The following is a 17,430-nucleotide window of genomic DNA, read 5'->3' as shown; positions in this document are numbered from 1 at the left end:
CACCTCTCCGGGGGCGAACGGCCTCAGCAGCGCCAGAAGCTGTGGTCCCCGCCCACCCAGCCGGTCAGCGGGCGCTCGTCGTAGATGACGACGTCGCCGCTGGTGGTCACCTCGAACCGGACGGCCATGGTGTCCGTGGTGACCCCGGCGCCGGAGACGACCCCCACCAGCCGCTGGGTGCGGTCGGGCCGTGCGGGGACGGGGAGCCGGAACAGCACCTCCCCGTTGGTCCAGGGCTTCCCGTCGATGCGGGAGATCCCGAAGTGCAGGTGGACCTGGTCCCCGGAAAGCCGGTACTGCGGCGGGTAGTTGTCGCTGTTGGGTACGTACACCGAGGTGTCGTAGGGGACCTTGACCCACGCCGGCGTGCCGGGGTGGGGGAAGCGGGCCGCGTAGAACGTGCGGCCGCCCGGTACCCCGTCCGCGAAGCCGAAGGCCAGGGTCGCGGACGCGGTGTCCCCGGGGGCCGCCTGATAGACGCAGAGCCCCTCCGGCTCCCGGTCGGAGAGCGAACCCAGCGTGGTGATGTGCTGGTCGCCGACGACCTTCCCGGACCGCCAGTCCGTGCAGGTGATGTAGGTGTTGGCCTGCGCGCTGTCGCCGTAGAGCGTGTAGAGGTACCCGCCGAGGCTGGCGTATCCCTGGAGCGTCCGGTCGGACACCTGGCTGACGGTCCCGAGGGGTTCGAAGACCCCCTCCGCGGCCGCGTCGAGGTCGTAGCGGTCGACGAGAGCGACGGACGTGGCGGAGGAGACGTTGCTGTTCTGGCTCCGGAAGATCAGCTCCCGGGCGACCGGGTCGACGGTGGCCGACACCCGGTACACGCCTGCTCTCGGCTGGTGCAGGGCGACGGACTGCGGGTCGGACGCGTCGGCGACGCCCTCGGGCACGTATCTCACCCGGGCTATCGCCTGGGCCCAGAGGCTCTCCGAGACGAGCGCGTCGGTCCAGAGATAGATGCCGTCGTTCCGGCGGTCGACACCGATGTTCGCGCCGTGGCCGGCCCTCAGGAGGGTCATGGAGTCCAGCAGCGTGCCGTCGGCGTGCAGCCTGCTGACCAGCAGACGGGCCTGGTCGCCCTCGGTGACGTAGCGCTGGCACACGTACCAGAGCTGATCCGTCGCTTCCCAGAACATCGACTGGGCCACACTGCTGGGTGACCGGAGCGGGGCGGCGGAGAGCAGGACCGGGTTGACCGGGGCAGCGAGATTGATCACAGTGCTTCCTTCGACGGTGCCGGCGCACGCTGAGCCGATGGCCCTCGTGCCCGCCCCGGGAGGCCGCGCGGGCCTCTCCGGGAGCGTGCGGCGGCCGGGCCCGTTCCCGCGTGGCCGCCGGGCCCCGCGTGTGCCTGGTGGGGTGGTCTGCGGGCGGCCTCACCCTAAGGGCCTGCGACGTTTGGTCCGTGCCGTGTCCACGCTCCGTCCGCGCACCGGCCGTCACGGATCGGGGGACGGAGTACGCGGTACGTTTCCCCGAGGGCCCCGGACCGGTCATCCGTACGCCACCGCGGTGCCGTCCCCGTGGGGGGACGGGTCGTCGCGCGTCCGGCCGCGCCCCATTTGTTTTGACCCAAGTCGATGAGGTAGGTACGCTCAAGCCTTGTGCCTGGGGTGTGCCTGGGCTCGGCATGCGTGTCCTCAGCCGCAGGCCGGGTCCGCGAAAGGGCCACCGCAATCTGCGCCTCATCCGTTGTTTTCCGGCAGAGGCCTGCAGTATTCGACACACCCGACCGCGTGGGTCGGCGATGTTCCAGGTTAGTTTCAACGAACGGCACACAGAAACCGGAGAAGTAGTGCCTACGATCCAGCAGCTGGTCCGGAAGGGCCGGCAGGACAAGGTCGAGAAGAACAAGACGCCCGCGCTCGAGGGTTCGCCCCAGCGCCGCGGCGTCTGCACGCGTGTGTTCACGACCACCCCGAAGAAGCCGAACTCGGCCCTCCGTAAGGTCGCGCGTGTGCGTCTGACCTCCGGCATCGAGGTCACGGCCTACATCCCGGGTGAGGGACACAACCTGCAGGAGCACTCCATCGTGCTCGTGCGTGGTGGCCGTGTGAAGGACCTGCCGGGTGTTCGTTACAAGATCATCCGCGGCTCCCTTGACACCCAGGGTGTCAAGAACCGCAAGCAGGCCCGCAGCCGCTACGGCGCCAAGAAGGAGAAGTAAGAATGCCTCGTAAGGGCCCCGCCCCGAAGCGCCCGGTCATCATCGACCCGGTCTACAGCTCTCCTCTTGTCACGTCGCTGATCAACAAGATCCTGCTCGACGGCAAGCGTTCCACCGCCGAGCGGATCGTGTACGGCGCCATGGAAGGCCTCCGCGAGAAGACCGGCAACGACCCGGTCATCACGCTGAAGCGCGCGCTTGAGAACGTCAAGCCCGCCCTTGAGGTCAAGTCCCGCCGTGTCGGTGGCGCCACCTACCAGGTGCCGATCGAGGTCAAGCCCGGTCGCGCGTCCACCCTCGCTCTGCGCTGGCTCGTCGGTTACTCCCGCGCCCGTCGTGAGAAGACCATGACCGAGCGCCTCATGAACGAGCTGCTCGACGCCTCCAACGGCCTCGGTGCGGCCGTGAAGAAGCGCGAGGACACCCACAAGATGGCCGAGTCCAACAAGGCCTTCGCGCACTACCGCTGGTAGTCGTTACCCACATCGAGACCGAGAGAAGACTGAAGCCTTATGGCTACCACTTCGCTTGACCTGGCCAAGGTCCGCAACATTGGGATCATGGCCCACATCGACGCGGGCAAGACGACCACCACTGAGCGGATCCTGTTCTACACCGGCGTTTCGTACAAGATCGGTGAAGTCCACGACGGCGCTGCCACGATGGACTGGATGGAGCAGGAGCAGGAGCGCGGCATCACGATCACGTCTGCCGCGACGACCTGCCACTGGCCCCTCGAGGATGTCGATCACACGATCAACATCATCGACACCCCGGGTCACGTGGACTTCACCGTCGAGGTGGAGCGTTCGCTCCGCGTCCTCGACGGCGCCGTGACGGTGTTCGACGGCGTTGCCGGCGTCGAGCCCCAGTCCGAGACCGTTTGGCGTCAGGCGGACCGCTACGGCGTCCCGCGCATCTGCTTCGTCAACAAGCTCGACCGGACCGGCGCGGAGTTCCTCCGCTGCGTCGACATGATCGTGGACCGCCTCGGCGCGACCCCGATCGTGATGCAGCTGCCGATCGGTGCCGAGGCCGACTTCCAGGGTGTTGTGGACCTCGTCCGCATGAAGGCCCTGGTCTGGTCCGCCGACGCGTCCAAGGGCGAGATGTACGACGTCGTCGACATCCCGGCCGATCTCCAGGAGCTGGCGGACGAGTACCGCGCCAAGCTCGTCGAGACCGTCGCCGAGAACGACGACCAGATGATGGAGCTGTTCCTGGAGGGCACCGAGCCCACCGAGGAGCAGATCTACGCCGCTGTCCGTCGCATCACCATTGCCTCCGGCAAGGGTGGGGACACCACGGTCACCCCGGTGTTCTGTGGCACCGCGTTCAAGAACAAGGGTGTTCAGCCCCTGCTCGACGCGGTCGTCCGCTACCTCCCGTCGCCGCTGGACGTCGAGGGCATCGAGGGCCACGCGGTCTCCGACGCCGAGCAGGTCATCACCCGCAAGCCTTCGGAGGACGAGCCGCTCGCCGCGCTCGCCTTCAAGATCGCGAGCGACCCGCACCTCGGCAAGCTCACCTTCATCCGGGTTTACTCGGGTCGCCTGGAGGCCGGCACCGCGGTGCTGAACTCCGTCAAGGGCAAGAAGGAGCGCATCGGCAAGATCTACCGCATGCACGCGAACAAGCGTGAGGAGATCGACGCGGTGGGCGCCGGCGACATCGTCGCCGTCATGGGCCTGAAGCAGACCACCACCGGTGAGACGCTGTGTGACGACAAGAACCCGGTCATCCTGGAGTCCATGGACTTCCCGGCGCCGGTCATTCAGGTCGCCATCGAGCCCAAGTCCAAGGGTGACCAGGAGAAGCTGGGTGTTGCCATCCAGCGTCTCGCGGAGGAGGACCCCTCCTTCCAGGTTCACTCGGACGAGGAGACCGGCCAGACCATCATCGGTGGTATGGGCGAGCTCCACCTCGACGTCCTCGTCGACCGTATGCGTCGCGAGTTCAAGGTCGAGGCGAACGTCGGCAAGCCCCAGGTCGCGTACCGCGAGACGATCCGCAAGGCCGTCGAGCGTCTGGACTACACCCACAAGAAGCAGACCGGTGGTACCGGCCAGTTCGCCAAGGTGCAGATCGCGATCGAGCCGATCGAGGGCGGCGACGCCTCGTACGAGTTCGTGAACAAGGTCACCGGTGGCCGCATCCCCAAGGAGTACATCCCCTCGGTGGACGCGGGCGCGCAGGAGGCCATGCAGTTCGGCATCCTGGCGGGCTACGAGATGACTGGCGTCCGCGTCATTCTTCTCGACGGTGGCTACCACGAGGTCGACTCCTCCGAACTCGCGTTCAAGATCGCCGGTTCGCAGGCCTTCAAGGAGGCCGCGCGCAAGGCTTCTCCCGTCATTCTCGAGCCCATGATGGCCGTTGAGGTCACCACGCCCGAGGACTACATGGGTGAGGTCATCGGCGACATCAACTCCCGCCGTGGCCAGATTCAGGCCATGGAGGAGCGCAGCGGTGCTCGCATCGTGAAGGGCCTCGTGCCCCTCTCGGAGATGTTCGGCTACGTCGGAGACCTCCGTAGCAAGACCTCGGGTCGCGCAAGCTACTCGATGCAGTTCGACTCCTACGCCGAGGTTCCGCGGAACGTCGCCGAGGAGATCATCGCGAAGGCCAAGGGCGAGTAACTCTCCCGAGCTCACGCTTTAGGCTTGTCACCGGAGCCTGGTGGGCATTCACCGTCGATGCGAAAGCGGAAACGGTGGATGCCCCGGGTTCCGGCATCCCAGCAAAGATCACCTGGCGCCGATGAAGCAAGGCGTACAGAACCACTCCCCAGGAGGACCCAGTGGCGAAGGCGAAGTTCGAGCGGACTAAGCCCCACGTCAACATCGGCACCATCGGTCACATCGACCACGGTAAGACGACCCTCACGGCCGCCATTACCAAGGTGCTGCACGACGCGTACCCCGACCTGAACGAGGCCTCGGCCTTTGACCAGATCGACAAGGCTCCCGAGGAGCGCCAGCGCGGTATCACGATCTCGATCGCGCACGTCGAGTACCAGACGGAGTCGCGTCACTACGCGCACGTCGACTGCCCGGGTCACGCGGACTACATCAAGAACATGATCACGGGTGCCGCGCAGATGGACGGCGCCATCCTCGTGGTCGCCGCCACCGACGGCCCGATGCCGCAGACCAAGGAGCACGTGCTCCTGGCCCGCCAGGTCGGCGTTCCGTACATCGTCGTCGCCCTGAACAAGGCCGACATGGTGGACGACGAGGAGATCCTGGAGCTCGTCGAGCTCGAGGTCCGTGAGCTCCTCTCCGAGTACGAGTTCCCGGGCGACGACCTGCCGGTCGTCAAGGTCTCGGCGCTCAAGGCGCTCGAGGGCGACAAGGAGTGGGGCCAGTCGGTCCTGAACCTGATGGCCGCCGTCGACGAGTCGATCCCGCAGCCCGAGCGCGACGTCGACAAGCCGTTCCTGATGCCGATCGAGGACGTCTTCACGATCACCGGTCGTGGCACCGTCGTCACCGGCCGCATCGAGCGTGGTGTCCTGAAGGTCAACGAGACCGTTGACATCGTGGGCATCAAGCAGGAGAAGACCACCACCACGGTCACCGGCATCGAGATGTTCCGCAAGCTGCTCGACGAGGGCCAGGCCGGTGAGAACGTCGGTCTGCTCCTCCGTGGCATCAAGCGCGAGGACGTCGAGCGCGGCCAGGTCATCATCAAGCCCGGTTCGGTCACGCCGCACACCGAGTTCGAGGCCCAGTCCTACATCCTGTCGAAGGACGAGGGTGGCCGTCACACCCCGTTCTTCAACAACTACCGCCCGCAGTTCTACTTCCGTACCACGGACGTCACGGGCGTTGTGACCCTTCCCGAGGGCACCGAGATGGTCATGCCGGGCGACAACACCGTCATGAACGTCGTGCTGATCCAGCCGGTCGCCATGGAAGAGGGCCTGAAGTTCGCCATCCGTGAGGGTGGCCGGACCGTGGGCGCCGGCCAGGTCACCAAGATCCTCAAGTAATTACTTGAGAGTCTGACCTGGTTGCTCCTCACTGAGCACCGAGAAGGGCCCCGGCCCGCCGCGCGAGCGGTGGGACGGGGCCCTTCTTCTTTGTGCGGTCGGTTCGATGAACGGCGGTTCTACCGCCGGGCCGCCAGGGCTGCCGCGCCTATCTTCGGGGCCAGTTCCGCGACCGCCCATTCGACGCTGTGCGGGGTGGGTTCGGCGAGGGCCTGGGCGAGGGCGGGGCCGAGCGGGATGTACCGGCCTTCGGTGACGGCCGGCATCTTCCGGAAGGCGGGGGTCTTCTCCAGGGTGGCGAGGGCGTCCGTGGTGCCGGTGGCGAAGACGATGTCGGTGTCGGCCTGGCCGACGTCGGCGTAGTCGAGGTAGGTGCGTGCCGGGTCGCCGGCGTCGGGCAGCAAGGAGATGAGTTCGTTGAGCTTGATTCCGAGCCTGCGCAGTACGCGCGTGGAGGTGTCCTCGCGCGATTTCACCGCGCCGACCCCGTGGGGCATGGGGGAGATCAGCAGGTTGAAGCGGGTTCCGGACATGGCGGGGTAGGCAGCGCGGGCGTCGAGGGCGGTCTGCTCGGCGGCGCTGATCAGCTGGGCGCCCTGGTCCTCGACGCCGAGCGCCTTGGCGATGAGGCGGGTGCTGGTCTGCCAGGGGTCGGCGTCGGGGCCCTTGACGTAGTGGACGACGGGCGCGATGGCGGAGAGCTTCGCGTACACGGGGTCGAGGGTGCGGTCCCTGGTCGCCAGGATCACGTCGGGCTTGTACGAGGCGACCTCGGCGACCACGTCGCCGCCGGCCGGGAGCAGGTGGGGCTGTTTGCCGGAGAGCGCCTTCTTCGTCCAGGGCGTGATGCCGCCGGGTATTCCCTCGTCGGCGGTGGGCATGGCCGTCGGCTTGAAGCCGAGGGAGAGCGCGATGTCGGCGCTGGCGCTGTCGAGCGCGACGACCCTGCGTGGCTTTCCCTTGATCTGCGCGGTGCCGAGTTTGCCCTCGACCGAGACGGAGGGGGTGGTTCCGTCGGCCGTGCAGGCGGTGGCCAGCAGCAGGGCGGAGGCCGCGGCGACGAGTGCACCGGTCCGGATGCGGGTGTTCATGCTTCTCCTTGACTCGCTACCCCGCGACAGTAGCCCGATTCGTACGCACGTACGTGCCTGGAATCTGTGATTCCGGTTGACCGGATCGCTGAGGGCGGGAGGCGCGGGCGGCGGGAGCCTGCCCATGATCCGGGCGGGCCTATCCGCGCGTCCGCGCCCGACCGGAGCCGTTCGGGAGAAGCCTCGTGCTGCTCCGTGGCCGCTGTGGCTGCTGGGGCCTCTGTGGCCTCTGTGAGCTCTTTGGCCTCCGTGCCTCAGTCGGTGACGGCCGCCGAGGCGTTACGGACCGGCCGGCGGACCATGAACACGTCGATCGGGTCCTGGCTCTCCTCGACGAAGCCGTGGCGCTCGTACAGCGGGCGGGCGGCGCTGCCCTGGACGACGATCAGCCGGACCTCCGCGCCCGCCTCGTCGGCGCGGGTGAGCAGCGAGCGGAGGACCGCTGTGCCCACGCCGCGCCCCTGGGCCTCGGGGGCGATGTAGAAGTTCTCCAGCCAGCGGCCCCGCTCGACGGGGCGCAGGGTCACGCTTCCGGCGAAGGCTCCGTCGACCTCGATGACCGAGGTGTGCTCGGGCGCCCAGACGTCGCGCAGCCGCTGGCGTACACGGTGGTCGTCGTACCGTCCGAGGCGTTCCAGGTCCGGCCGCATGGTCTCGGCGCGCAGGTCCGCGATGGTCTCCAGGTCGCCGGGGAGCGCGGGGCGCAGGGCCCAGGCGAGGGCGGTGGTGCTGTTGTTCATCCGTCAAGTATGTAGTGCCGCGACCGGGACGGGGCACCCCTGCGGGGGAGTTGAGCGGGGCGCCGCAGTACCGTCGCCACGACGAGCAGCCGTTGAACCCGTTGCCCCTCGGTGGCTCTCGTCGGACCCGGTTGGCTCCCGTACGAGAGAAGGAACCCGATGTCCGAGCGCACCGCCCTGCTGATCATGGACGTCCAGAAACTCATCGTCGAGCGGCTTGCCGGGCCGGACTACCTGGACCGGGTGGAGGAGGCCCTCGGCCACGCCCGGAGCGAGGGGATGCCGGTGATCCACGTGACGGTCGGGTTCCGGCCCGGGGCCCCCGAGATCCACCCCCGGAACAAGATGTTCGCCGGCCTGGCCGGACGCCAGGCGGCGCCCGACGGCGTGGACCCCAACCCGATCCACCCCCGGGTGGAGCCCCGCCCGGAGGACGTCGTGGTCGTCAAGCGTCGGGTGAGTGCCTTCGCCGGCAGCGACCTCGACATGGTGCTGCGGGCCGGTGGCATCGAGCACCTGGTCCTCGCCGGTATCGCCACCAGCGGGGTGGTGCTGTCGACCGTGCGCCAGGCCGCCGACCTCGACTACCGGCTCACCGTCCTCTCGGACGCCTGCGCGGACGCCGATCCCGAGGTGCACCAGGTCCTGACGGAGAAGGTCTTCCCGAGGCAGGCCGAGGTCGTCACGGTGGCGGAGTGGGCCAAGGGCTGAGCGCGGCGCCGGGCCCGGTCCCTTCCCCGTGGCGGGGAGCGGACCGGGCCCGGCGGTGTCGCTGTGCGGCCGTCAGCCGATGATCTTCGCCTTGGCCCGCTCGAACTCCTCGTCCGAGATGTCGCCCCGTGCCCGTACCTCGGAGAGCTTGGACAACTGCTCGGCCGGGGTGGCGGAGCCGCCCGCCGTCTCGCGGATGTACGTCTCGAAGGCGTGCTGCTGGTCCTTCGCGTGCTTGTGCTCGCGGAGGCCCATGCCCCTGCCCCGGGCGATGACGTAGGCGAAGACGCCGATGTACGGCAGCACGATGACGATGAGGAGCCAGAGGGTCTTGGCCCAGCCGCTCATGTCGTCGTCGCGGAAGATGTCGGCGATGATCCGGAAGAGGAGCACCAGCCACAGGACCCAGATGAAGACCCACATCGCGGTCCAGAAGGCTCCGAGGACCGGATAGTCGTAGGCCAGATACACGCCGTCGCTCATCGTTCTCTCCTGTCGGGCCGTAGCCGTGCCACTTCCCCCCGGGAGCATCCATCCTGCGTCCGGTCGGGGAAGTCGGCCACGCGAGCGGGAGACGGCGGCGGTGGGACGGGGTGGTGGGACGGGGCGTTGAGGCGGCGGTGGGGCCGGGGGTGGCGGGCAGACGCGCCCCTCAGCTCAGCCGCGGTGGCGCCACCGTCCGGTTCACCCGGGCGCCGGGCAGCCCGCGCAGGATCTCCGCGCCGATCTCCGTGAGGCGCTGCGTGTCCGGGGGAGTGGCGCCGAGCCCGACCGCGTACCGGACGAACCCCGCGTCCGCGCCCCCGGCGACCGGGCGCGGCCAGGCGTGGGTGTCGGGGGAACCGGACCCGGCGAGGGCGTCGAGGAACGCCAGGAGCCGCCCCCGGAAGCGGCCCTCGTCCGCGCCCTCGCGTACGGAGACCAGCGCCCAGGCGGAGTGGCGCAGGTGGAGCGGGGGCGGGGCGCAGAGCCGGGCGTACGGGACGGGTTCGGCGTCCGCCACCGCCTCCAGCACCTCCCACGCCCGGAACAGCTCCTCGGCGAGCAGCTCCCGGCCGGCCGCCGACACCTGCGTGGAGCAGGAACGTACGGGGGCGGTCGGCGTCAGGATCGTGACGGCGGCACCGGTGCGGGGGGCTTCGGGGGTGCCCGCGTACGCCACGGGCCGGGCCCAGTCCCACTCCGCCCACTGGGCGAAGAACCGCCGCAGCAACGCCGTACGCGTCGGCCGGGCGGTGCCCGTGCTGTTCGCCGCGAGGGTCGTCCTGGCCGCCAGCACCGTCCAGGCCAGGCCCGGCAGCCCGCCGCACGGGGCCGAGTCGAGCCCGCGCGCCCGCGCCCAGGCCTTCACGTCGTGGACCAGCCCGGTGAACGCCCAGCGGTACGGGGCCGTGGCCGCGAGCACCGCCTCCGCGTCGCTCACCGCGCTCAGCGCGACGGCCGCCGCGGCGCCCAGCTCCTCGCGCCGCTCGACCGCCTCGGCCGGGGGAACCCCGTCCGGGACCACCGTCACCAGGTCCACCCGTACGCCGTCGAGGACGAAACGCAGCCCGGGCACCCGGGCCCCGACCACCTCGCGCACCTCCTCGGCGTCCGGCAGCCGACGCCCGAGAGCCCGGGCCCCGACCGGGCCGGGCAGCGCCGCCACCAGGTCCACGTCCGCGCCGGGCAGCGCACCGCCGATCCGCCGCGACCCGACGAGGTGCACGCTCCCGCCGGGCAGCGCCTCCGCCACCCGGTGGCGGATCGACTCGCCGACGCCGGAATCCACTTCGGGGGCGGCTTCGGCACCGGTCGACGCCAGTTCGAAGGTCGGGGTCAATTCGGCTCCGGCCGGGGCCAGTTCGACGCGTACGCCGAAGTGGTCGGAGGCGTACAGGCCGGTCGCGTCCGGCGCCGCGCCCACCAGCGCAGCCGCCACCGGGCGGAGCCGTCCCGGGCGGTGGAGCACCCGGTCCAGCCGTGAGGCCCGGCCGGTGAGCGAGCCCACGGCGGCCAGCGGGTTCACCGAGGGGTCGAAGGTGGGGGTGCGGTCGGCCGGGCCGCGCACCGCCGTCCAGGCGTCCGTCAGGCCGAGCCGCGACTGCGGGTTCGGGCCGCCGTCGTTGAAGTCCCCGACCACCAGGAGCTCACCCTCCAGGCCCGCCAACCCCGTGGCCAGGTCGGCGAGTTCGTGGTCCCGGCGGGCGGCGCCCTCGGGGGAGTGGTCGCTGCTGAGGTGGGTCACCGCGACGGTGACGGGCCCGTCCGCCGTCTCCACCACGACCGCCGCGACCGCCTTGTGCCGCCCCAGCGGGTGCCACCCGGCCTCGCGCACCGGCAGGCGGCTGAGCAGCAGCAGCCCGCAGTCGGCGACGTCCCGCCCGTCGAGGGCGGCCCCGAACGCGTACTCCTCGCGGACCCAGGCGCTGCCCGCCAGCAGATCCAGCAGCGGCGGTTCGACCTCCTGGAGGGCGATGACGTCCGCGTCGGCGGCCCGCAGCGCGTCGAGCAGGAGCGGGCGGCGGCGGTCGGTGGCGATGTGCTCGGAGTCGTACCGGTCCCAGAGCGTGTTCCAGGTCAGCACGGTCAATCCGCTTGTGGGTGCGGTGAGTTCGGTCGAAGCGGGTGCGGGTGTCCACGCCCGGCCGTCGTAGGCGTGCGGGGTCCGGGCGGCGAAGTACGGCGACGGCAGCGACCGCGCCTCGCGCACCCGCCCGGCCTCCGCCGTGTCCACCCGGTCCAGGCCGGAGGCCCGGTCCCACACCGTCTCGCCGTCCGCCTCGAAGAAGAGCACCCGGTGCCAGGGGATCTCCCCGCCCGGCGTGAAGCGCGGCATCGGCACCCGCTTCGGCTCCCGGCCGCGCTGCGCCACCCCGAGGGTGAACCGCGCCGGATCGAAGCGGGCGTCCCACCGGATCCGGTGGTAGATCTCGTCGCTGGTCCGCATCAGGCCCTCGCCTCCACCGTTCCGCTCGTGCCCAGGTACCAGGTCCGGTGCGCCTCGCCGGGGTAGGGCGGGACGTAGCGTCGCAGCTGCGCCTCCTGCACCTGTGGCGGTACGGGATGGGTGCGGCGGGTGTTGCGCCGGGCCAGTTCCGCGGCGCCCACCGACGCGACCACGTGCGTGACCATGGCGTCCCGGCGCGCGGCGGCGGCGTGCACCAGCGCGCGCTGTCTCGGGGTGAGCGAGGTGGCGTCCCAGACCGTCGTCGTACGGGGCTGCAGCGCGCGGTCCAGCCGGTCCAGCGCCTCCCGCAGCACCTCGGCGTTGGCGCTCTGGTCGGCCCGGTCGCCGCGCGCCTCGCGCAGGTCGTCGAGGGCGATGCGGGTGGTGACCCCGGGCAGTTCGCGGGCGTACGTGCTCTTCCCGCTGCCGGACGGCCCGCACATCAGCACCAGGCGCGGGAAGTCGCCGGACCGCCAACGCCAGGTCGCGGCGACCGCCTCCTCGGCGGTCGAGATCCGCCCCCGCGCGTACGCCTCGCGGGCCTCGGCCAGGCAGCGGCCGGCCGCGTCCGGCTCCAGCCCGTCGAACACCTCGCGCAGCCCGGCGGGCTCGCGGACCTCCTCGGCGTGGAGCGCGGACCACTCGACGTACCCGCGCGCCTCCTCCGACGGGGCGGTGGCCGCCGCGAGCGCGTGCAGGGTCCCCAGATCGGCCGCCCAGGACATGCGGGTCAGCCCGGTCCGGCGGTCCTCGTCCGGGTACGGGCGGTGCAGTGAACGGTGGAGCCCCACCAGGTCGGCGACCCGGACGGCCGGCGCCAGCCCGATGGCCGGGGCGAGGCGGGGCGCGATCGAGGTCCGGCGGTCACGGTGCAGCAGCCCCGCGAGGACTCCGGCCAGCCGCTCGTCACCGAAGGGCGCGGAGCCGTCGGCGCCGACGACGCCGGTGCCCATGACGCCAGAGCCCATGGCGTGGGCCGTACGGGCGTCGGCGTCGGGCGCGGTGTCCCCCTGCGCAGTACCGGTGGAGAGCGCCTCGTGCAGGGCGTCCGCGTCGACCGCACCGCCGGAACGTACGTTCCACAGGGCGGCGGACGGGCCCAGCGCGTTCGGGACGACCGCCGCGTGCATCCAGTGGGTGCCCGTCGTCACGTGCCCCGGTCGCACCCACTTGGCCACGACTCGCCCGAACTCGGCGGCCCCGAAGCTTTCCGCGGGCCGTACGACGTACCCCTCCTGCCGCCCGGTGTCGAGCGCGAGCCTGCGCAGCGCCTTCTCCGCCCGCGCGTCGAACACCCCGCGCCAGAGCACCGGCGGCACGGGGATGCCCAGCCCGCGCAGGAACGCGGTGGTGCGGTCCCAGCCGAGGCAGCGGCCGCCGGCCTCGCCGACTCTGCCGCCCTCGCCGCCCCCGCTGTCCTCGCCGTTCTCGTCGTTCCAGACGGAGAAGCCGTAGAAGAAGCTGTCCAGCCGGTCGTACGGGATCGAGTGCCGCGCGAACATGTTCTCGCCGCACACCCGCCACCCCGCCGGTATGCGGGAACCCACCCGCCCCTGGAGCGCCTTCACCCACCCCCGCGAGGGGTGGTGGGCGGAGTCCAGCGAGCGGGCGTGCAGCCCGTCCGCGTAGAGCGTGGTGTTCTCGCCGTCGAGCTTCTCCGTCACGACGACCTCGCGTCCGGCGAGCGCCGCCAGGTCCACCACCCGCACGTCGTCGGAGGTGGCCCCCGGCGACCAGGGCAGGTGCGGGGTGCGCGGATAGTGCGTACGCATGACGGTCGGGCCCCCGGTCTGATGGAAAAGCGACCGTCACTCTACGCAGCGGCGGGGCGGGGAGGCGACGGGATTTCGGAGGGGCGGCGCAGGGCGGTGGAGCCGCCAGACCACGTCGATCCCGCTGCACGAGGGAGCCGTGGGTGTCGCTCCCTGTTCGCGCAGGACTTCGGTGAACCCCAGCCGCCTCGGTATCGCGGCGCTGGAAGTGTTCGACAGGTCGTGCGCGATCTCCACGTACTCCACTTCCGGCAAGGTGAACATCTCGGCGACCAGGGCCGACGTCGCTCTGGTGGCGATGCCCCGGCCAGTGGCCGCGGGGTGCAGCCAGTACCCCACGCGCCGGCACTGGGGACCGGCCCCGCGGTAGGTCTGGCACATGCCGACGAGTGCGCCGTCCATGGCGATGGCGTAGTTGTACACGTCACCGCTCGCCCACTTCGACTCGGCCGCCGCGAGGAAGTCCCGGGTGCTCTCCGCGCTGTGCCGGGCGACCCAGGACCCCCAGGGACGCAGGTGGTCGAGAGACTCCTCGATCAACGTGAACGCCCCGGCGAAATCGCTCTGCCCCCGCCAGCGGCGCAGGACGAAGTCTCCGCACTCGATGACGTGCCTCGGTCGGTCCATGGCGGTCATGCTGGTCCGTGGAATTCTCCGCCGCAACGGGTTACGGAGAAGAACTGGTGGGGGCCGTCTGCCCGGCCGGGCGGCAGCAGCAGCATCCCGGGGCCGGGGCTCACGTGTGTCCCGCGCTGCATGTGCTGCCTGTGCTCCCCGCGCCGTCCGTGCTTTCCGCGCCGCCCGGCCGGCAGTCGCGGCAGCGGCCCGGGGCGGGGGAGCGGAACGCCCGGTCGCAACCGTCGCAGGTCTGCATGGGCGTGACGGCGGGGGTACGGGGCGCCTCTCGGCGGCCGTGGGGGTGGCCGGGACCGCGATCGGCGGGGAGCGGCGGGGGCAGGAGGTCGATCAGTCGGCGGCCGACGAACTTGACCGGGTACTTCACGACCACAGGCAGCTCGCCGAGGAGCGCCTGGTACAGGGTGTCCGGCTCCACCCCGCGTTCCAGCCAGACGCCGACGGACGGCGCGAGCTTCGCCACGTCCTTCTCGCTGAGCCTCAGCCGCTCGTCCCTGCCCCGCAGCCCACTGAGCAGCGCGACGGCGGTGGCGTGCCGCTCCAGCTCTGCGGCCGAGGGCGCGGACGGCTGGACGGGCCGGGGGAGGGAGGCGCGGATGGTCGAGGCGTCGGGGGCGGCGACTGTGGTTTCGGGGGCGGTAACTGGGGTGTCGAGTGCGGTGACTTCGGCTTCCGGTGCGGCAACCTCGGCTTCCGGTGCGGCGACTTCCGGCCCCGGTGCGGCAACTTCGGCTTCCGGCACGGCAGGCAGCGCGGGTACGACAGGCGGGGCGGGTACGGAAGGCGGGGCGGGTACGGCGTCGGGCGGCGGCGGAGCCTCGGCGGGCACTTCGGCAGCAGGCGCGTCCGTAGCGGCCATCCCCGGCTCCCACAGCTCCCGCAGCGCGTCGGCCGCCATGCACATCTCCCGTACGGGACGCTGCTGCGCACCGCGCCTTCCGTGCGCGGCCCGGGTGCCGTGACGCGGGACAGCGGCCGGGGCACCCGCCCGCTGACGGGGAACGGAAGCGGACTTCCGCCCGAGTGCCGTCCGGGTGGACGCCTTCCGCTCGGACGCCTTGAGCTCGGCCACCGCCTTCCGGGACGCGCGGTCCTGGTAGGCGGCGTCGGGGTGGTTGTACGCGATCGTCCGCGTCAGGAACCGGCCCTCGCCGACCCGGTCCCGGGGGCGGTCCAGGTACCCGTAACGCTCCAGCTCCCTTATGGCCCGCGCGATGGTCTCGGCGCCTTCCTGGAAGCGCTCGGCGAGCGCCTTGATGCCCACGCGGCGGCCGGGCGGCAGCGACTGGATGTGCACCGAGATGCCGATCGCGACGAGCGAGAGTTCGGGGTGCTGCGCCAGGTGGTTTCCGACCACCACGAACTCGCTGGTGAGCGGCACGGTCACGTGCGAGAGCCCGGAAGTCCGGGTACGGCTGCGGTCAACGACCGCCTGGGCGCGCGGGCGCGCGCTAGTCTTCTGGGTATCCATTTGGGAAGGTCTTCGCTTCCTGATTGGTCAGGCCCTCGCTCGGGAGTTTCCGGTCCCGACGGGGGCCGTCCTATGTTCGGTGCGGGGCCTATGCCCCTGCTGTTGGGGGGAGCATATGCCTGCCAACCAGGCGAAACTCCAGCCGAGTTGCCGAAACTCACCCGTCCGGGTGAGGACACGCCGAGGCCGGTGGATCGGCCCTCGAACCGGCCGGTGGGGGAGGGGGGTTGGTTTGGTTCTTTCTCAAGTTCTTTCAAGCTTTTGGAGTCCCGAAGCGCCGTGTCCCTGCTCTCCAGGACACGGAAAACGGGGTCCCGTCGCACCGGGTCCCGGCAGGCAGGACCCGGTGGAGGACCGTCGGTACTCAGGGGGCCGCAGAATCACCGAGCGGCGGCCAACTCCTGCGCGGTCGGGCGGTCGGCGGGGTCGGGCGCCAGGCATGCGGTGACGGCCTCCTCGAACTCGGGAAACCTCCACGGCCGGACGTCGGACAGCGTGAGAGTGGTGCCCCTGGCGATGACCGCGAGCTTCTCGATCCGGTCGGTGGTGTCGTCGTAGGCGACGGGCCGGTGGCCGGTCCACGACCAGAACAGAGAGGCGCCCAGGCTCCAGATGTCGGCGGCCGGCTGCGCCTGTACGTGAACTCCGGCGGGGGTGTCGAGAATCGCGGCGGCGATCTCGGGGGCCGTGGTGTGGGTGAGCGCGCCACGGTAAGGCAGGCGGGGCGGCCCGACGGGACCGCAGGCGAGGGCGTAGTCGATGACTGCGGTGCGGCCGTCGTCGGTGACGAGGGTGTTGGTCGGCTGGACGTCGGCGTGGGCCCATCCTGCGGCGTGCATCCGGGACAGGTGTTCCGCCCAGGTACGGGCGATGCCCAGGAGCTGTGGGCGGGCCGAGGCGCGGTCTCCTTCGGGGCTGCGGGCGGGGGCGAGAGCACGCCACAGAGGTGCGCCGTCGATCCAGTCGACGGCCAGCCACCTCCCGCCGTCGAAGGTCCCGGCGTCGACGCGGTAGCCGGGGTCGAGGGCGCCCGCAGCGGTGAGGCGCAGGAGGTGGTCGTCCTCCTGCGCCATCTCGGCTGCCTTGGCGCGGGCGTCTTCGCTGTCGGGGTCGTTGGCCTTCAACACGACCGTGCCCAGGAGCCCTCGGATTCTCCAGGCCCGCGAGCCGCGCCGGTCGGTCAGGAGCTGGACCGAGGTGGGATCGCCGAGGTGGTCGATGCGGCCGATGTGCCGGGTGAGGACGTCGACTGCCTCGTCGGGGGGAGGAACGGGCAGGCCCATGTGCTGATCTCCTTCCACAGGGTGGGGACGCTCTCCAAGACGTTGCCGCCGGCGTCGGTAGCTGTCGCGAGAGCGGCGGCCGGATTTGGGGTCGCAGCCGGGAGGCACTGGCCACGCAACTCGGCTCCCCAGGTCACTCGTCGCGGACGACCGCCGCGAACGACGTGCAGATACGGCGGAAGCCTCGATGGTTGCTGCGCCCTGCGTGGCTCATGCACTCCACATCTACTGCCGCGCCGTCTGTCGAAGGCATTGCCTTCCACTTGCAGCCGAGGCACTCCGCCTCGAACGTCACATCCGTATCCGGGTGTTGCGCGATGCGATGCTGCACGAACCGTGCGATCGAGCGCGTCACCTCGTCCGCCTCGTCTTGTGCGGATGGCTCCTGATCTCCACGTCGGCATCGGTGGCCGCCGACAGGTCACCCCTGTCTCGCGCCGCCAGACGTTGTGCGGCCAGCGCCTCGCACACCTCGCAGCCGGGTGCCGGTTTCGGGGGCGGCAAGGGAAGGGCCAGGTTCACCGGTCCGCTCATGGTCGTACGCAGTAGGTCGCTCACACCGTGTGCCTTTCCGTGCAACTTCGCAGGGCGATGCACAGACCGTAGGAAGCACGCCTGGGGAGCGCCCACGCTGTT

General features: G+C 70.9%; 15 protein-coding genes. 5 read left to right on the top strand and 10 right to left on the bottom strand.

What is annotated here, in order from left to right; translation table 11 throughout:
- Positions 1 to 23 precede the first annotated feature (23 nt).
- A complete protein-coding gene (locus tag ACWCWD_RS21780) occupies positions 24 to 1,217 on the bottom strand; it encodes a phage baseplate protein (RefSeq protein ID WP_450774650.1) in 1,194 nt (397 codons plus the stop codon).
- Between the two features lie 578 nt (positions 1,218 to 1,795).
- Between ACWCWD_RS21780 and rpsL the strand changes: the two genes are divergently transcribed.
- From rpsL to tuf, 4 genes are all read left to right on the top strand, one after another.
- Positions 1,796 to 2,167: a 30S ribosomal protein S12 gene (gene rpsL, locus ACWCWD_RS21775; protein ID WP_003948652.1), complete on the top strand. Its 372-nt coding sequence runs from the start codon at positions 1,796 to 1,798 to the stop codon at positions 2,165 to 2,167.
- A gap of 2 nt (positions 2,168 to 2,169) precedes the next feature.
- Positions 2,170 to 2,640: a 30S ribosomal protein S7 gene (gene rpsG, locus ACWCWD_RS21770; RefSeq protein WP_219611728.1), complete on the top strand. Its 471-nt coding sequence runs from the start codon at positions 2,170 to 2,172 to the stop codon at positions 2,638 to 2,640.
- Positions 2,641 to 2,679: 39 nt separating this feature from the next.
- Complete coding sequence (fusA, locus tag ACWCWD_RS21765; RefSeq protein ID WP_390959998.1) at positions 2,680 to 4,806, top strand: elongation factor G; 2,127 nt, start codon at positions 2,680 to 2,682, stop codon at positions 4,804 to 4,806.
- Between the two features lie 161 nt (positions 4,807 to 4,967).
- The gene (tuf, locus tag ACWCWD_RS21760) at positions 4,968 to 6,161 is read left to right on the top strand and encodes an elongation factor Tu (protein ID WP_327176205.1); all 1,194 of its coding nucleotides are present in this window, start codon (positions 4,968 to 4,970) and stop codon (positions 6,159 to 6,161) included.
- Between the two features lie 119 nt (positions 6,162 to 6,280).
- On the opposite strand, the gene ACWCWD_RS21755 is transcribed toward tuf, so the two are convergent.
- The gene (locus tag ACWCWD_RS21755) at positions 6,281 to 7,252 is read right to left on the bottom strand and encodes an ABC transporter substrate-binding protein (RefSeq protein WP_450774647.1); all 972 of its coding nucleotides are present in this window, start codon (positions 7,250 to 7,252) and stop codon (positions 6,281 to 6,283) included.
- A gap of 254 nt (positions 7,253 to 7,506) precedes the next feature.
- Entirely contained in the window at positions 7,507 to 7,992 is a 486-nt protein-coding gene (locus ACWCWD_RS21750; protein WP_450774645.1) for a GNAT family N-acetyltransferase, read from the bottom strand.
- Positions 7,993 to 8,151: 159 nt separating this feature from the next.
- Here ACWCWD_RS21750 and ACWCWD_RS21745 point away from each other — a divergent pair, with 159 nt between their 5' ends.
- Positions 8,152 to 8,703, top strand: coding sequence for a cysteine hydrolase family protein (locus ACWCWD_RS21745; protein ID WP_450774643.1), 552 nt, complete (start codon positions 8,152 to 8,154; stop codon positions 8,701 to 8,703).
- Between the two features lie 72 nt (positions 8,704 to 8,775).
- Here the strand turns inward: ACWCWD_RS21745 and ACWCWD_RS21740 are convergent, their stop codons facing one another.
- From ACWCWD_RS21740 to ACWCWD_RS21710, 7 genes are all read right to left on the bottom strand, one after another.
- Positions 8,776 to 9,186 (bottom strand): SHOCT domain-containing protein, encoded by a 411-nt coding sequence (locus tag ACWCWD_RS21740; protein ID WP_450774641.1) that lies wholly within the window; start codon positions 9,184 to 9,186, stop codon positions 8,776 to 8,778.
- Between the two features lie 169 nt (positions 9,187 to 9,355).
- On the bottom strand, positions 9,356 to 11,632 hold the full coding sequence (locus ACWCWD_RS21735; protein ID WP_450774640.1) for a poly(A) polymerase: 2,277 nt from the start codon (positions 11,630 to 11,632) through the stop codon (positions 9,356 to 9,358).
- A complete protein-coding gene (locus ACWCWD_RS21730; RefSeq protein ID WP_450774638.1) occupies positions 11,632 to 13,404 on the bottom strand; it encodes an RNA ligase family protein in 1,773 nt (590 codons plus the stop codon). The genes ACWCWD_RS21735 and ACWCWD_RS21730 overlap by 1 nt, the downstream gene beginning before the upstream one ends.
- Before the next feature lie 36 nt (positions 13,405 to 13,440).
- Positions 13,441 to 14,031: a GNAT family N-acetyltransferase gene (locus ACWCWD_RS21725; RefSeq protein WP_450774636.1), complete on the bottom strand. Its 591-nt coding sequence runs from the start codon at positions 14,029 to 14,031 to the stop codon at positions 13,441 to 13,443.
- 109 nt (positions 14,032 to 14,140) lie between these two features.
- Positions 14,141 to 15,511, bottom strand: coding sequence for a hypothetical protein (locus tag ACWCWD_RS21720; RefSeq protein ID WP_450774634.1), 1,371 nt, complete (start codon positions 15,509 to 15,511; stop codon positions 14,141 to 14,143).
- 380 nt (positions 15,512 to 15,891) lie between these two features.
- Positions 15,892 to 16,794: a protein kinase domain-containing protein gene (locus tag ACWCWD_RS21715; protein ID WP_450774632.1), complete on the bottom strand. Its 903-nt coding sequence runs from the start codon at positions 16,792 to 16,794 to the stop codon at positions 15,892 to 15,894.
- A gap of 133 nt (positions 16,795 to 16,927) precedes the next feature.
- Entirely contained in the window at positions 16,928 to 17,149 is a 222-nt protein-coding gene (locus tag ACWCWD_RS21710) for a DUF7848 domain-containing protein (RefSeq protein WP_450774630.1), read from the bottom strand.
- Positions 17,150 to 17,430: the final 281 nt, after the last annotated feature.

The organism is Streptomyces sp. NPDC001493 (assembly GCF_053597235.1).
Note: the sequence above shows the minus strand (reverse complement) of the source record. Positions and strands in the feature narration are given on the sequence as shown.

Coding starts and splice junctions, on each gene's coding strand:
- rpsG (WP_219611728.1), top strand. CDS start 2,170: ATGCCTCGTAAGGGCCCCGCCCCGAAGCGCCCGGTCATCATCGACCCG.
- fusA (WP_390959998.1), top strand. CDS start 2,680: ATGGCTACCACTTCGCTTGACCTGGCCAAGGTCCGCAACATTGGGATC.
- ACWCWD_RS21755 (WP_450774647.1), bottom strand. CDS start 7,252: ATGAACACCCGCATCCGGACCGGTGCACTCGTCGCCGCGGCCTCCGCC.
- ACWCWD_RS21750 (WP_450774645.1), bottom strand. CDS start 7,992: ATGAACAACAGCACCACCGCCCTCGCCTGGGCCCTGCGCCCCGCGCTC.
- ACWCWD_RS21745 (WP_450774643.1), top strand. CDS start 8,152: ATGTCCGAGCGCACCGCCCTGCTGATCATGGACGTCCAGAAACTCATC.
- ACWCWD_RS21740 (WP_450774641.1), bottom strand. CDS start 9,186: ATGAGCGACGGCGTGTATCTGGCCTACGACTATCCGGTCCTCGGAGCC.
- ACWCWD_RS21735 (WP_450774640.1), bottom strand. CDS start 11,632: ATGCGGACCAGCGACGAGATCTACCACCGGATCCGGTGGGACGCCCGC.
- ACWCWD_RS21730 (WP_450774638.1), bottom strand. CDS start 13,404: ATGCGTACGCACTATCCGCGCACCCCGCACCTGCCCTGGTCGCCGGGG.
- ACWCWD_RS21725 (WP_450774636.1), bottom strand. CDS start 14,031: ATGGACCGACCGAGGCACGTCATCGAGTGCGGAGACTTCGTCCTGCGC.
- ACWCWD_RS21720 (WP_450774634.1), bottom strand. CDS start 15,511: ATGGATACCCAGAAGACTAGCGCGCGCCCGCGCGCCCAGGCGGTCGTT.
- ACWCWD_RS21715 (WP_450774632.1), bottom strand. CDS start 16,794: ATGGGCCTGCCCGTTCCTCCCCCCGACGAGGCAGTCGACGTCCTCACC.